The sequence below is a fragment of the Flavisolibacter tropicus genome (assembly GCF_001644645.1).
In the GTDB taxonomy this organism is placed as follows: Bacteria; Bacteroidota; Bacteroidia; order Chitinophagales; family Chitinophagaceae; genus Flavisolibacter; species Flavisolibacter tropicus.
In genome coordinates, this window is sequence record NZ_CP011390.1 from 38239 (window position 1) to 54252 (window position 16014).

8 protein-coding genes are annotated in these 16014 nt (G+C 38.5%); all 8 read right to left on the bottom strand.

Translation table 11 applies throughout. From position 1 onward, the window contains the following. Positions 1-27: 27 nt before the first annotated feature. The 8 genes from SY85_RS00155 to SY85_RS00190 all read right to left on the bottom strand — a co-directional run bounded on the left by SY85_RS00155 (position 28) and on the right by SY85_RS00190 (position 15911). Positions 28-1740, bottom strand: a complete 1713-nt coding sequence (locus SY85_RS00155; protein WP_066401146.1) for a SusD/RagB family nutrient-binding outer membrane lipoprotein — start codon at positions 1738-1740, stop codon at positions 28-30. 18 nt (positions 1741-1758) lie between these two features. Next, positions 1759-4899 carry a SusC/RagA family TonB-linked outer membrane protein gene (locus SY85_RS00160; RefSeq protein ID WP_066401148.1) on the bottom strand — a complete coding sequence of 1047 codons (3141 nt, stop codon included), beginning with the start codon at positions 4897-4899 and terminating at the stop codon, positions 1759-1761. Positions 4900-5514: 615 nt separating this feature from the next. After that, positions 5515-7347 carry a RagB/SusD family nutrient uptake outer membrane protein gene (locus SY85_RS00165; RefSeq protein WP_066401149.1) on the bottom strand — a complete coding sequence of 611 codons (1833 nt, stop codon included), beginning with the start codon at positions 7345-7347 and terminating at the stop codon, positions 5515-5517. 12 nt (positions 7348-7359) lie between these two features. After that, positions 7360-10791, bottom strand: a complete 3432-nt coding sequence (locus SY85_RS00170; protein WP_066401153.1) for a SusC/RagA family TonB-linked outer membrane protein — start codon at positions 10789-10791, stop codon at positions 7360-7362. Positions 10792-11052: 261 nt separating this feature from the next. Then, positions 11053-12672, bottom strand: coding sequence for an OstA-like protein (locus SY85_RS00175; RefSeq protein WP_066401155.1), 1620 nt, complete (start codon positions 12670-12672; stop codon positions 11053-11055). Next, positions 12669-13682, bottom strand: a complete 1014-nt coding sequence (locus tag SY85_RS00180) for an MlaD family protein (RefSeq protein ID WP_066401157.1) — start codon at positions 13680-13682, stop codon at positions 12669-12671. The genes SY85_RS00175 and SY85_RS00180 overlap by 4 nt, the downstream gene beginning before the upstream one ends. A 140-nt stretch (positions 13683-13822) precedes the next feature. Continuing rightward, positions 13823-14830: an N-acetylmuramoyl-L-alanine amidase family protein gene (locus SY85_RS00185; RefSeq protein WP_066401159.1), complete on the bottom strand. Its 1008-nt coding sequence runs from the start codon at positions 14828-14830 to the stop codon at positions 13823-13825. Between the two features lie 67 nt (positions 14831-14897). Further along, positions 14898-15911, bottom strand: a complete 1014-nt coding sequence (locus SY85_RS00190; protein ID WP_066401164.1) for an N-acetylmuramoyl-L-alanine amidase family protein — start codon at positions 15909-15911, stop codon at positions 14898-14900. Between the last annotated feature and the right edge of the window lie 103 nt (positions 15912-16014).

Genomic DNA, 16014 nt, shown 5'->3' on the forward strand with positions numbered 1-16014 from the left:
AAGACTTTGATTTGATCTTTTTAATTATTAGGGCTCACTAAACCACATTTTTTTAGTATGGTAGTTCATTTGTAAAACTCCAATTCTTTCTAGTTCAGCTCTGTTGTATGTATATTCAGATGTAAAGTGCGGTCTTACTCTTTGAACAGGTAAACTATTGTTATTGGTGTATAGCGGTGTGGGTAATGAAAATGTATAATACACTTGTTGATTAGTTGCGGGGTCAGGTGCTGTATAATTGTATCGTCTCATATCTACCCATGTTTCAAAGAATCCCCATCCCCATAAGGCTATATACTTTTGTAGCATAATATCAGTTAATGTTAACCCATCTGCTGATTTCTTAACATTAGCGCCGGCCAAATAACTGCTTCTAGATGCGGCTGGGATCGGAGTGGCTCCATAAATATTAGAAGCACCTCTGATGCTGCTGTAAACTCTGTTTATAAAATCAAAATGGCCATTTATACCATTAATATAAGCAGTATAAGCTACGCCGCTTTTATTGGATCTTAATGCTGCTTCAGCTTTTATAAACTGTATTTCCGCATAAGTCATAACCGGGAATGGTGCTTTATTTTGGAACAAATATTTTCCAGTATTGTTATTGAAAACCCCCGGGCTGACATTCGTGTATGTACTATCACCCCATGCAACAGCTACTTTTTTTCTAGCATTATTATAGTTGGTTAAATTCGTTCCTGAGGTAGGAGGCGCGCCATTCACATAATAACTCGTTGGTGCATTTAATGCATAATAAGGGTCTCCCTGGCCAGGATCAACACCTCTATAACCGCCATTACCATTTGTTGTATCATTAGAGGCAGATAACATGTAGGCCATGCGCGGGTCTCTGTTTGCTTTTATGTTGCTGCCAGCCAAAGCGGTACCATCTAATAAGCGAACGATAAAGTTACTTTGACGTAAGGTTCCCATATTATCGCGGAATGTGCCAAAATAATTTGAGTTGTTATTGACAGTAGCATCAAATGGTACTACAAAGTCATCACTTACGGAGGCCATCGCCTTATCACAATACTCAATTACTTTATTGGCATCGTAAGTAGCTTTATTTGTTAAATGATGTGCATTTCTAGCTAGGATACCATAGACAAACTTGGTCCATTTATTGACATCACCATTATAAACAAAATCACCTTTTGCCAATGTATTGGATTCTGGACTGGCAGCTGCTTTGCTAAGGTATTCAAGTGCTGCCTTGCAAAGTGAATCTACGCCTTTGTATACTTCTTCTTGAGTATCGTAATGAAAGGCAAAAGTGCCAGGCTTAAACGCGTCATGAAAAGGTATATCTCCATTGTAATCGGTGGTATGTTGAAAAGACCATGCTTTTAGCGCTAATGCTGCACCTACATAATCATTCTGGCCTTTCTTGATACCATTGTCAACTATATAATTCAAATTATTACCCATTGCCTGATACGTCATAGTCCATGTAGCGGCCATTGTTCCACCTGAAAAAGTGTAACCCTGTAAATCATATACATTGGCATTAGCACTAGAGCCGGTCAACCAATTCTGAACATATTTTGATACATATAAGCCTCCGTCTGATTGCAAGCCCGTAGGCATGGCGGCAAGTGTCTGTGGTAAAACAGAACTATTGCTAGGCTCTTGTGTTGTATCTGGGTCTGAATTTATATCAAGAAACTTTTTACAACTGGTAATGCTCGTGAGCATACCAGCAGCGATTGCTATATATAAGAGTTTGTTTTTCATCATTGTTTGTTTTCTTATTTAGAAAGTAAATTTGGCTCCGAAGTTTATTGTGCGTGGCGTTGGAATAGCACCATAGTCGATACCTGCACCGCCATATCCTTTTGCATTGGATGAGTTAAGCACATTCACATTTGGATCCATACCTGAATAGTTAGTTATTAGGAAAACATCTGTTGCAGTAGCATAGATTGATGCAGACTGGAATACCTTCTGGCGTTTCAATAACTTGTTAGGTAGCTGATAACCCAGCGTGATATCACGCATTCTAATCCAGTTAACATTCTCTATATAATCGGCTTCTGCAAAAGAACCATTGTAATAATTGTTTCTGAAGTAGGGATTAATTGCAATAGTGTTTACTGATGGATGATCTGTATTTTCAAAGCCATCTTTTAATATACCAGTTATAACACGTGGCTGTTCTCTATCCAGCGTTCTTAAACTTGTTCCATTGATAGTCATCATCATTTCATTAGCATTGAACACATCGCCTCCTTTTCTGATGTCTAGGTTAAAAGACAAAGAGAAGTCGCCATAAGTGAAGCTGTTAATAATTCCTACTTTAAAATCAGGTTGTCTATCTCCAAGTGGAACATAGTCAGTTAATGATTGAAGTGGCAAACCTGTTGTTGGAGAAATAAGTAAGTCTCCTTTGTTATTTTTTTCAAAAGTGAAACCTGCAAGCGTACCTAGAGACTGGCCTACACCAACTTGAGAACGTACACTACCAAAAACCCACGTATCGGAATCATAGTAGAATGGAAGATCACCTGGCAGTTTCTCAATAACACTTTTTGCTTTGTCAAAGTTTACAGTGATATCCCAAGAAGCCTTTTTCGTTCTTATTGGGTTACCTGTCAATTGAACTTCCCATCCTTTTGCAGAAAGTTCACCTCCATTAACCCAACGTAGGATAGCTCCAGTTGCATAGCTTATACGGTTTGGGATAATATTGTCTTTCACTCTATTATCGAAATAAGCTACATCCAGACCAATTCTGTTATTAAGGAATTTGAACTCACCACCAAACTCCTTATTTTTCGAAAACTCTGGCCTTAGATTAGGGTTACCTGCCGTTACGCCTAATGCAAATCCACCTCCAGTAGAGGCAACACTACCAAATGAGTTATCAATAATATATGGATAAATGGGGCCTTTACCGGTTGAAGCATACGATGCTCTCAATTTGGCATAGCTTAACCAGTTCTTAGTAGCTTTCATAAAGCCTAAATCAGATAAAATAAAGCTACCAGAGATTGATCCATAGTTAAAGAAAGGTTGCTTATCATAGAACTTAGAAGTTAATGTAGATACACCTTCTCTTGTACCTGTAGCTGAAATATACACTAAGTTGTTAAAGCCAAAAGTGTAACCGCCATAAAGACGAGACTTTCTTACCTTGTACTGACTTAGACTCGCCGTTCTAGAAGTGGGGTCTGTATTATTAATGGAAACGAAGTCAGCTTCATAGAACTTTTCACCACGTTGTGCATTGAATACTGAATTGTTTTCCTCTATAAAGCTTCCTAGATAAAAGTCGTTACTAAACTTCTTGTTGATTGTTTTGCTATAGTTTAAACGTGCTGTTCCGTTTAAGGAGTTAAATACCTGTTCATATGTTGACATATAACCTCCAAGAGAATAGGCTTCTCTGGAATAGGGATGGTAAACCAGCGTTCCAAGTGTTGCAAAGTGATTGACACCAACGATACCTGTTGCTGTTAATCCTTTTGTGATTGTTCCCGTCACGTTAACATTACCCGTTAAGTTGTTGTTCTTATCATTAGACTTATTCTTATTAACATCCCAGAATGGATTGTTTAACTCTAATGATGGAGCTACATTACGGATAATTTTTCTTGTTCCATCAGCATTCATATAATCCCGTGCATCAACATCTGTTGGATAGGTCATCAGGTTGGTATAAAAACTTCCTGCGCCCTTTGAGGCTTTATCATTATCTGAAGTTGTATAAGCCCAGGTAGTATTTAATTTAATATTCTTGCTTAGCTGTGCAAAAGAAGAAAACCTGAAGTTAAAGCGGGTTAAATTAGTGTTTGGCACTACACCACCATAATCAGAATACCCGGCAGAAAAGCGATAATTCAAGTCATTTGAACCTGCTTCCAATGAAAAGTTATGTGTTTGGCTAAAAGCAGTTTGGAAGAAGTTTTTAATGTTATCGTAGAATTGTGTGCCTTCATCGTATTTGGGGCCAAAATAGGAATACCCGTATGTGCCATAAGCAGCTGGATCATAGGCTCCGTTAGTACCTCTGGAATAAACTTGTTGCACTTTAGGGAATCGATAAACTTCAGAATAAGAAAACGAGTTGCTATAAGTAATCTTTGCTTTACCACTACGTCCCTTTTTAGTTGTGATAACAATTGCACCGCTGGCACCATCCGACCCGTATAAAGCTGTGGCTTCAGGTCCTTTTAAAATGGTAACGCTTTCAATATCATCTGGGTTAATGTCTGCAATTCGGTTAGTATAGTCACTATTTCTATTGGCTAAAGCTAGATTTCCGGTACCTGATAATGCGGTGCTGGATGCGCCAGGAATATCATTCTGATCTACCGATCCATTGCTTTGCGGCATACCATCAACTACAAATAGTGGCTGGTTGTTACCACCAATAGAAGTACCAGCTCTAAGCATGATTTGCGTACTTGCACCTGGTAATCCGGAAGTTGAAGTAACTGTTAAACCTGGAACACGTCCAGCTAATGAATTCAAAAAGTTATCTCTTTTTGTTTGAGCAATATCTTCACCTTTAACAGAAGTAACTTGGTAAGAAAGCTCTCTTTTATTCTTCTTCTGTCCATAGCCGGTTACTACTACATTTTGCAGTTCGTTTTCAGAAGATACAAGTCGAATATTGATCATCTGGTTATCCTGTACCACTACTGATTTTGTAACAAATCCTACAAACGTGAATGTAAGAGTCTGTCCTTTTTCGGCTTGAATGGAATAATAGCCTGCTGAATTTGTTTGTGTTCTTTTACTAAGCGAGGTGTTCGTTACTGTGACACCAAGTAGGGGAGTGTTGTCATCATCCGATATCACCGTACCGGAAATTTGTTGTTGCTGGGCAAAGCCTGAGGATGCCACAAATAGGCATAAGGCTGCCATAAGCAGTCGGTTTAATACATCCATAAACAGTAAATAATTTAAGGGTTAAATTTATGTAAAAAAAACTACAGATGAGCTTAAGGGTTATGGTAAGAGACTGATTTATACGCTATTTATACATTTGAAACTTTTGTTTTATAAAGGTTTACACTTAAGAGTGGGGGGTAAGAGTTAAGTTTGATTGATAAGGCCCAAAACAATTTTTTTATTAAAACAGTAGGGAGAGAATAGATTTTGCATCTTAAAGAAGCATCTATTTACCAACAGATTTTATTGTAATATTTGTATCTATTACTTACTTACATGGTTTTACATACATTAGGCAACTTTGCAATGACTGGAATCCCAGTGCTCTTGAATTGACTTTTTATATACCAAATCAAATTTCTGCTAGCGTTAATCAGATCTGAATTAACTATTCGGGTTCACGAATAGCGGTTAAGCATTCCCCAAAAAAGGCTAGTGAAATATAGTTAGAGTAGATTTTGTAAATATTCCAAAGGAATCCCGACTAACAAACATTTCCGATGCTTAGCTACAATTATTAAAGTCGTATTTAATTTTTAGATACATAAAAAAAGAGACCGCCTAATAGTAGGCGGTCTCTTAATAATAGCTTTATAATAGATAGGTAAGTTCCTACCAGCCTGTTGTCTGAGTAAGATTAAAGCCTTTCTCTTTATATTGAACAATCTGAGATTGACCAACTGGAGACAGATAAACGCGATCAGTAAAGGCATTTCTGTTTGCAGCGCTTTCAACCATCCAGAAGCCAACCATTGCACTGGCATTTGTTCCATCCCAAGTTACAATAGTACCGTCATCTTTCTTAACTCTGATTTTTCCTTTGTTTGCAGTTGTTAGGTAGCTAGGAATCTCTGCTTGTACATTTACCCAAGGACCAAGAAGATAATCAGGGTTTGAGCTAAAGTTCATGTAGCTAAGCTTTTTCCATCTCTTAAGGTCCAATAAGCGGGTGTGTTCAAATACAAATTCCATTCTTCTTTCACGACGGATTTCCCAAATCAATGCTGGTACATCGGCGTCACGTGCAGGATCGTTAGGTATTGCTGCTAATTGAAGAGGCGCTGTTTTTTGCACTCCTTTAGAAATAGCGTCACCATCCAGAGGACGGTTACGTATAGCATTAATGGATTTATTCAGGTCAGTCTGGCTTACGGCTGCACTACCAAAATATTGAGCTAGTACTGCTTTTGCTTCAATCCAGTTCAACACCACTTCTGCCAATCGAATAATTGGGGCATCGCTGGTATTGGTATTACTACCCCATGCTGGAGGATATGTTTTATTAATATAAGTGATAGCCTCTCTTGACGCAAACTTATAACCATATAAAAGGGTAGCTGATGCAGCAAGTGGTTTGTCAATAAACGAAGCTTCAAAACGAGGGTCTCTTGTTTTCACTAAATCAGCAATTGCAAAACTTTTGGCATTGGTAACAGTAGAGTTTTGCCAAACATTTCCATCATTCGCAATAAAGGATTTGATTAAAACCAAGTTAGGATCTACGCCAACAACCTCAGTGCCATTTGAATAGGAACCAATAGCGTGAGTTATATTCAAGGCAGCATCATATTTTCTGTAAAGTATAACTTCTGGATGCCCGGCTAAATCGTCGGACGAGAAGATAGATTTAAAATCTTTGCTGAAGTTATATTTATTGCTATTCATTACAATTTCAGATGCTTCTACAGCAAATTCAAGATATTTCTTTGCTCTTGCAGCATCTAAACCATGATAATGCTGAAATGTTCCTTCAAATAGCATAAAACGAGAAATAAAAGCAGCAGCAATATATTTATTCATATATTGAGTACCATCATTATCCCTCATGTTTGCAAGTGCATATTTAAAGTCATCATACACTTTATCCATCACTACGCCCCGGTTATCTCTGTCTTTGTATAAAGTTTGCAAATCAGAATAGTCAACTAATTTGTCAAAATAAGGAACATCGCCAAATACGCTTACTAAACGGGAGTATTCAAACCCTCTGAAAAATCTTCCAACAGCAGTCCAGTGTTTGTATGCTTCATCAGAAAGTTTTGGCTTTACTACATTATCCAAACGGTCCAATAAAATGTTTGATTTACGAACCCAAGCAAAGTTCCATGTAGGTCCGGCATAAGAAGACATCCACGCAGCTGTTTCTGAAGAGGAGCCTCTAGATGCAGGAATACTACTTTCAAAACTTGTTTGTGCATTTTTGCCAGTTAGATCATCGGAGAAAGTATATCCTCTAACAGGTGAGTAATCTACTCCAAATCCAGTATTGTAACCAGAAAAATAATACGGATAATATGAGTTTGCATACATGCGAACATCATCTTCATTTCTCCAATATTGATCATCAAGATAATTTGTAAGCGGCGGCCGGTCTAATACGTCTTTACCGCAAGACAGCAGCAATGTACAAGCTAATAAGCTATATAGATATTTTGAAAAGTTCATTATTCTTGTTTTTTAAAAATTTAATTGTGCACCAAATGAAACGCTCTTGAATGCGGGTACGCCAGTACCAGTGCGGCTAGAATTGTAATTCGATGTATTCCACATAGAATAGCCATTGATGCTTTCTGGATCAATCGGTAAATCTCCTAAATGATCCCAGGTTATAAAGTTTTCAAGGCCTACATATACTCTCAACGTATTCATTTTTACTTTGCTCATTACAGATTTAGGAAGTGTATAACCTACTGTAACATTTTTCAAGCGGAGATAGGCCATATTTAACAAATAACGGTCTTGCACCTGCATGTTGTTGGTTGAGTTGCTAGCAGCATTGTTATAAGCTGCAGGATAGAAGGCATTAGTGTTTTGAGGAGTCCAATAATTGCCAGCAATTGCTTCTGGCATGGCGCCATCGGCAGAATTATATCCTGGAATTGCAAGGAATCCATCTCCCCAAATTTGGCGACTTCCAACACCTTGGAAGAAGGCTCCGAAATCAAATCCTTTATAGTCTGCTCCTAATCTGAATCCATATTCGTAACGAGGAGTAGAGTTTCCAATTACCTCAAGGTCACCATGATTTGCTAAGGTTCCACTACCATTACTAATTTCACCATCACCATTCAAGTCTCTGAACTTAACATCACCAGGGCCAAAATAGAAGTTTGAGGAATTTTGTAAGAATGGTTGGTATACTGGTTTTTTACCATCAACACCTGGTTTCAATTTGTAGGCTTTCTTACCACCATTCAGAGCACTTTCAGCTGCAGTAAGTGTAACCAGAATAGGTTTACCATCTGCACCAAGTTCAAAATCCTCTAATTGGTATAATCTGTCAGTACGATAACCCCAGATTTCGCCTATAGTTTTACCAGTGTAATTGCTGGTAACTTGGGTCCCTGTACCATAATCTGTCAAGGTTGATTTGGCATCAGAGATGTTTCCTCTGAAATTGATGCCCAAGCCATTTTTAAATCTATGATTGAAGTTCATTGAAAACTCCCAACCTCTTGTTTGCAAAGACCCGAAATTTCCTAATGGGGCAGGGGCTCCAAAAGTAAATGGTATGCCTTCCAAAGGCATGATCATATTGTTGGTATTTCTTTCAAAAAGATCAAAAGTAAAGTTGATCTTATTGTTAAGAACTGCAACATCTACACCTAAGTTTTTGCTTTCAACATCTTGCCATTGAATATCGGAAAATACAGCAGATGGAGTACCAGTATAGGCTACTCTAGCTCCATTTGCTCCAATCCAAGTGGCAGCGCCGCCTGGTAAAGTTGAAATATATAACCCGTTTGGTACAGTTTGGTCACCAATTGTACCCCAAGATCCACGGAACTTAAGAGAGTTTACAACAGGTTTCATCCACTGCAAAAACTCTTCTTCACTAGCTACCCAACCTGCAGAGAAAGAAGGATACCATCTCCACCACAAAGAGGACATGAATTTGGATGAGCCATCATAACGTAAGTTTCCTTCAAGTAAGTACTTATTTCTAAACGCATAGTTTATACGTCCAAAATAGCCTAATTGAGATTCCCAGGTTTTGTCTCCAGCAATAGTTTGTGTTCCAGTACCGAAGTTAAATTGAGGATTCTCAATGTTTGATAAACCAGTTATTTGAGAAGATTGCCATTCAGTAGTGGCAGTAACACGGTTAACTCCTAGGATAAATTTAAATACATTGTCTTCATTTAAATTTAATCCATAAGTAGTGTAAGCGTTAATGGTATGACTGAAAAAGTTAGTAGCTGTTCGGGCAAAATGGTCTGGATTAGATCCTAAAGCAGTGTAAGCATCCAATGATAAGTCAAAAGCGCGAATAGCACCTGGAGTTGTACTGCTAACCACTTGACCTTCGTTGTTTACATATACAGGGTTCCCGCTTGCATCAACACGAGCTTTCGGTGCTACCCAAGAGTTTCTCGCGGTAAATCTTGTGCCCGGTCTGTTCCACATTTCTTCTTGGTTAGAAAAAGTATAATCGAAATCTACTTTCCAGTCGTTTGTGATTTTAACTGTTGAACCAAGATTTAAATTCGAATAATTCTGCAAAATGTTAGCTGTGTTTGCTGCAGCTACTTCACTATATGGGCTACGGATGGCATCTCCATTTTCATCATTGCCTAACGGATATAGGGAGCTCCATCTGTATAAATACAGCCAAGGGTCAGCAGTTGTTGAGTTTGTTGCATATGCATATTCTTTATTTCTTCTGGAATACAATGCACCACCACGAATAGTAAGATACTTGTTAAGCTCACTAGATAATTTCAATGAAGCGTTATAACGAGAGAATTTATCAACTTTTGCAGGCTTCAACATACCGCTTTGGTCTAATAAACCCAATCCCAAATTGTACGACGTTTTTCCTTGAGTAAGACCTACAGACAAATCATGTTGCTGAGTGGGTGCCCATTCTTTTACCATATAGTCGTAAGGGTCATAAGTACGAACCCCCATTTTCTGGTTGGTAGCTCCTTGAACATACCAATCTCTTCCAAACACAGTAGGATCGTTTGGACCGATGGTATTGCCATACTGCTCCTTCCATGCTACAGCTTTTTCATAGCTAGCACGGTCTACATAATAAAATGCACCAGTAGGGGTAAATGTGCCAATCCGTTCAGCAGCGTCTACAGTATATTTTAAGCCATTTACATCCGCCATTTTCAGATCTTTCCACACATTTTGATAAGAAAAGTTATTGGAGTAGTTGATTTGAGGCTTACCATTTCCAGAACCTTTTTTGGTAGTGATCAATATAACACCAAAGGAGGCTTTAGAACCGTAAATCGATGCGGACGCAGCATCTTTTAAAACTGTAATGGATTCAATATCATTAGGATTTACCACTTGAATACTTGGTATTTCTACGTTGTCAAGTAATATCAATGGTTTATTTCCTCCCTCTAATGATCCAATCTGCCCTCTTATTTTGATAATCGGGTCAGATCCAACTTCACCACTTGGAATGGTTACGCTTAAACCAGATGCAGCACCTTGAAGACCTCTACCCACATCTGCAATAGGTCTGCCTCCTAAAGTTTTCTTAACATCAACAGTTGAAACAGAACCAGTTACATTTCCTCTTTTCTGAGAAGCATAACCTACAACTACCACATCTTCAAGTGTATTGTTTTTTGAAGAGGATAAGATGATGCCGACGTTGTTCTCATCAGATACAGTGTAGTTTTGGTTTACAAATCCTACATAAGATAACACTAATACATGCCCCTTTTCAGCATTGATACTAAATGTACCATTTGCCGCTGTTTGAGTATTTTGTTTAGTGTTACGGTTGGTAACAGTTACTCCTTGCAAAGGAGTATTGTCAGTTTGCGAAAGAACAGTACCTGTGATTTGCCGGCTTTGTGCGAAACCGACAAACGTGACCAACAGGCACGCAGCTGCCATGAGCAGTCGTTTTAATACATCCATAAACAGAAAAAATTTTAAGGCATAAATGTAACGAAAATGTTAACAGATGAGCTTTGATAATAATCAGTTAAGCTTCTTTTCTAGCAAATTGTGCATAGAAAGAGAATAATTCGGAAAGTCTTGCCAGTAAAGGATTTGGAGGGAATTGACTATCTCAAATCGTGTTGGTGCTTTTTTTAGTAAACCGAACTAGTGTAAATTCTGATTGGCAGGTAGGTGTAAATTCTTAAAATATATAAGGAGGGTTGTGGAATAACTATTTTATTCAAACAACTCATATTTCGTTTTGGGACGACGACGCTCCAGCCACTGAAATTTTTCAAGGCGGGCCGATTCGGGACTTTTTTGAGAAATAGGTGTCAACGTACCCTTTATGGTGTTTCTCAAAACTACTTTGTGCAGTTCGCCTTTGTCAAAATAAACATCCATCAGTTCGCTGGTCGTTTGATTTACTCCGGTATAGGCGCTATCCTTATCCTGTATAAAATAAATGGATTCTGCATTGCCTTTTGCTCCAATGGTGTCTATGTTTCCTTCTTTAAACTGGCCATCCATGCGATTCGCCTTCACCTGGTTGTACACACCAATTTGGCTTTCGTTGACTACAAAGCTGTTTTCAAATACTTGAAAGCGGTCAGCCTTTTTGTTTTTAGTAAAAAGGTAAATGGTATCACCCGTTACCTGACTTTTCTTGGACCAAACTACCGGGTTGTCATAAAGTCGAAATGTAGAATCTTTGAACGAGTAAAATAGGCTATCGCTTACAGCCTGCACAGAATCAGAATAAATACGTACATTCCGAAAGGCTTCAAAGTAGCGGTTAGTGCTGTCGTTATTTAAACGGGGTGAATTTGTATTGGGCTTTTTACTATTTTTAGCTACTGGTGCGGCTTTCTTTTGAACTGTATCTGGTATTTTATATAAATCGGTAAGCTTGGCTGAGAAGAGCGTGTCGGCAGCCACATAAATAGAATCTTTCTCCTGACGTATTATCATCAAGGGCTTTTTAGTTGCCAGGTATGCACCAGTCTTTTTATTAGCAAATATTTCATTGGCTAGAATGTTCACACCCTGTGATGTATCGATCAATACACCATTTCCTCGGATTTGGATGATACCAGAACTATCATCATTGGCTATCTGGTCGCCAAGAACCACCATAGATTTATCCTGAATGCGGGTACGTTGTGAAAATTCAGCATGTCCGCTACGCAAGTCATAATAACCTTCACGCGTTTGAATGGTACGGCCGCTACTATCTTTCATAAACGTCTCCGTTATAAACCGAGCCATCTGCGTTTCGGTATTGTAAATCATGGAGTCTGTTTGAAGGTCGTAGGCAGGGTCTTTTAATTTTACGTTTTTCTTAAAATAGACATCTCTGATGTCTGCATAGTAGACGCCTTCTTCACTGGTCAATACCGACTTTTTGTTGACAACACGACCACCGTTCTTATAAGTCCCTACTTTAGTAGCAAGATCATATTCAAGTTCTTTAGTCGTTAATATACCATGCCCATCCGTTAGTTTAACATTACCAGTTAAATACGCTTTTCGTTCGTTTAGTAAATAGCGTAAGTAATTAGAGTAAACATGTGCAGTATCGCTATCATTGATATGTACATGACCGTAAGCTTCTAAAATTCTGGTATTGGTATTAACTACCAAGCTATCGCAATAGAAATAAGTTGTGCCTTGCCGAACTTTTACCTTGCCTGCCAGGATTTGCAGTTCAGACCCATCCGGAAGTTTTTTATAGGACTGGCGTTGGGTTGGTGGCAAAATATGTAATGGTTGCACGCTGTCTGCCGGTGCTGTTTGTGCATCAGCTGCAACTAGTGAAAGCAATGATACCAGTAATAAAATCAGTCTAATCTTCATTGGCCGCCTACAGGAATCGTATCCTTAATCGCTGGCGAAGTTAATGGCTGGGGGCTTGACTTGCTTCCAAAAACGGAAATATTAACGTAGCGTTTCGGGTGCAAACGCACATCATCTAGTAAAATTTCTAAACCTAGAGCTACCTTGTTCATTTGGTCATAAAGCTTTCGGTCATTAACCAATGCACCCAAGGTGCCGTTTGGATTATTAATATGTTCAATACTGGTGCGTAGTCCTGCTGCTGTGCCTTTTAATTCGGTGATAGTGCCTTCTAGTGCTGCTACGGTCTCCTGTATACGAGCGTTAGCCAAATTGGCCGTTGTTACTTCTACATTACGTATAGTGGAATTAATAGCATCATTATTTTTTGCCAGATTTGCAGATACCGCATTCATGTTGCTGAGTGTCTGTGCCAGCGCGCCGGTTTGTGCATTCAGTAATTGTTCCAGGTGTGCTGAAGAGATCGCAAGCCGAGCAATTAATGTTTGAATATTACTGTTGGTGGCGGGATCAAATATCGCAGACATACTTCCCAGAATAAGCTTGAATGAATCCAATGTCTCATTTACCCGGGTAATGGTAGGAGAGAGCTGGGTTTTTAAATCTGCCATCAGACCTGCTTCTAGGCGGGTAGATATAGTATCGCCTTCATTTAAATAGCTATTAGATGTGCCTTTCTCAATATTAATAAATGAAGAGCCTACAATGGCCCCATCAATAAATGCCACAGAATTACTAGGAATAACCACGTCACGGTTTAATCGAAAAGCAACGATAATCGAATTGACTTCTTTGTCTGATGGAATAAAATTGTAAACTGTTCCTATAGGTAATCCATTGATTTTTACCTGATTTGACTTTTCTAAGGAGCCAATATTCTTAAATACCGCGTAATAGGTAGGCTCGCGGTTAAACAGGTTTCTTCCTTTCAAAAAATTAAACCCTAATACCAATACTAGTATCGCTGCAATCGCAAGGAGGCCCACCTTAGCTTCATTTGAAATCTTCATGCTTTTCGTTTTCTATGGCGTAGTACTACTGTCTAATCCGGTGCCAATATAACAATATATTTCTCGCTGTTGTGCACATTAAAGTCACATAGCCAAGACACGCAAAAAAATTGTACCATGCTATAGATGAACGAATTAGCTTATTTAGCTAGGGCTTTACGTTTTTGCTCTTCTTGCTCTACCGCTTTTAAAAAACTATATGTTTCTTTTGAGGAGACTGCTGGAGCCTGTGTTTGGCCGTCAGAAGATACTTGCTGTTTTTCCAACCAGGTAATATAACTCTTTAATGCATTGGTTACGCAGCGGGCTATCTCATCCTGACCTTCCTGACTATTTAAATATTGTTCTTCAGTACGATCAGAGATATACCCTGTTTCTACTAATATGCTAGGCATAGCAGTAGCCTGAAGTACCCAGATGCCTACCTGTCGCTGTTTCTGGCCACGGCTGGTTCTGCCAGCTAGTGTAAATTGTTCTTCTACCATGCCTGCCAGGGTAGCACTGCGTTTAAAGAATTGTTTGGTTTTTAAAAGAGAAAGCGCAACGAACTCTGGAGAGTTGGGGTCAATGTCACCATAGTTTTGCTTGTAATTATCTTCCGTTAACATCGGCGCATTTTCTTTCATCGCCACTTCTTTATCCTCATTTTTATGCGCTCCCCATATATAGGTCTCAGTGCCTTTAGCTGGATTAGGTGTGGTATAATAGCGGTATTGTGGTACCTGTTTGGTTACCTTCTTCTTTTTCTTTCCTTTACCCACATAGGTAACCACTGTTTTATTACCAATAAACTCTTTATGTTGTACAGCAGGGGCAGAGTTAACGTGAATAGAGATAAACAGGTCTCCGTGGTTTTTATTGGCTATATCAGCCCTTGTATGTAACTGTACATAATCGTCAGTAGGGCGAGTGCGGATCAATTTAATTTCAGGGTATTCTTTGCGGATCAGTTCAGCTAGTTTGCTTTCCACTGCCAGGCATATGTCTTTTTCATTCGAATAGGCACCTCTGGCACCTACATCATTACCACCATGACCAGCATCTATAATAATAGTGCGGATGGCTTTTTGTCTTTTCTCAAATGTAAAAGAAACTAGCACAGTGAGAAGACTAAAAAAAGATAGGGTAAGCAATGTTTTCTTAAGCATTTCAAAATCAATTTACTGATCAGTTATAGGTGTTACTGCATTTTCCAAGCCAATTATAAAGAGAATACTAGTAACCATTCACCTTCTTGTCATCCGACTGTATATTGTCAAATTTACTATTCAAAATTTGAGTTGTGGCGGTTGTGTTTTTATCTGTTTTTTGTTTTTGAATAAACTGCATATAGTTTCTGATCGCTTCAATAATATTTCCTACAATTTCATTTTGGCCATCATTACTTATTAAATAAGCTTCTTCTTCTTTATTAGAAATAAACCCTACTTCAATTAATACACTAGGCATACCTGTAGCATGAAGTACCCAAATTCCTTTTTCATTTCTTTGCTTTACGCCTCTGTTGATTCTGCCCGATTTTATAAATTCCTGTTGTACAAAGTCTGCGAATTGATAACTTTTGGCAAAATACTTTCTGGTATAAAGAAGTCGTAAGGCCTTGATTGTGGGGTCATCATCTGGAACTACGATAGAGCTATCCTCTTCAGAAGAAGGTTCAGGAATGGAAACCATTTGTTCTTTGTGGGAGTTCTCTTTGGCTGTCCATATATACGTTTCGGTTCCTTTTGTTGTGTTTGGTATATAGAAGCTTTCGTAGATTGGGATCTTCCGAACTACTTTTTTCTTCTTTTTACCTTTTCCAACATATGACACCTTTTCATCATAGTCTACAATTCTTCTTTCATTCCAACCACCCGGTGCTCTTCCGGCTGAGTTACAATGTATACTGATAAAAAGGTCGGCGCTCGATTGGTTGGCAAAATCGGCTCTGTATCGAAGCCCTTCATCTTTATTAGACTTATTTCCAGGAATGATGTCTGTTGTTCTTGTAAAAAGTGTTTTAATGTCGGGAAACACTATACCAATCTGATCACCTAATTTTTTACTGATAGCTAAACAGATTTGTGCTTCAGTTGTAACTAACCCCTCTGCACCTTGATCTTTTCCACCGTGCCCTGCGTCTATAATGATTTTCTTTAAAGCTGGAGATTGGTTTTGCGCATATAGCGAAGAGGATAATACAAATAGGAAGAGAAAAGATAGGGTAAACGATGTTTTCTTTAGCATAATGGATTTACGTTAAACGTTTTATAACTGAATCTTCACAAATTAATTATTAGTTAATAAACTACTTTTGCCCATCAACCTTATGATGGGCTTCCGCAAATTT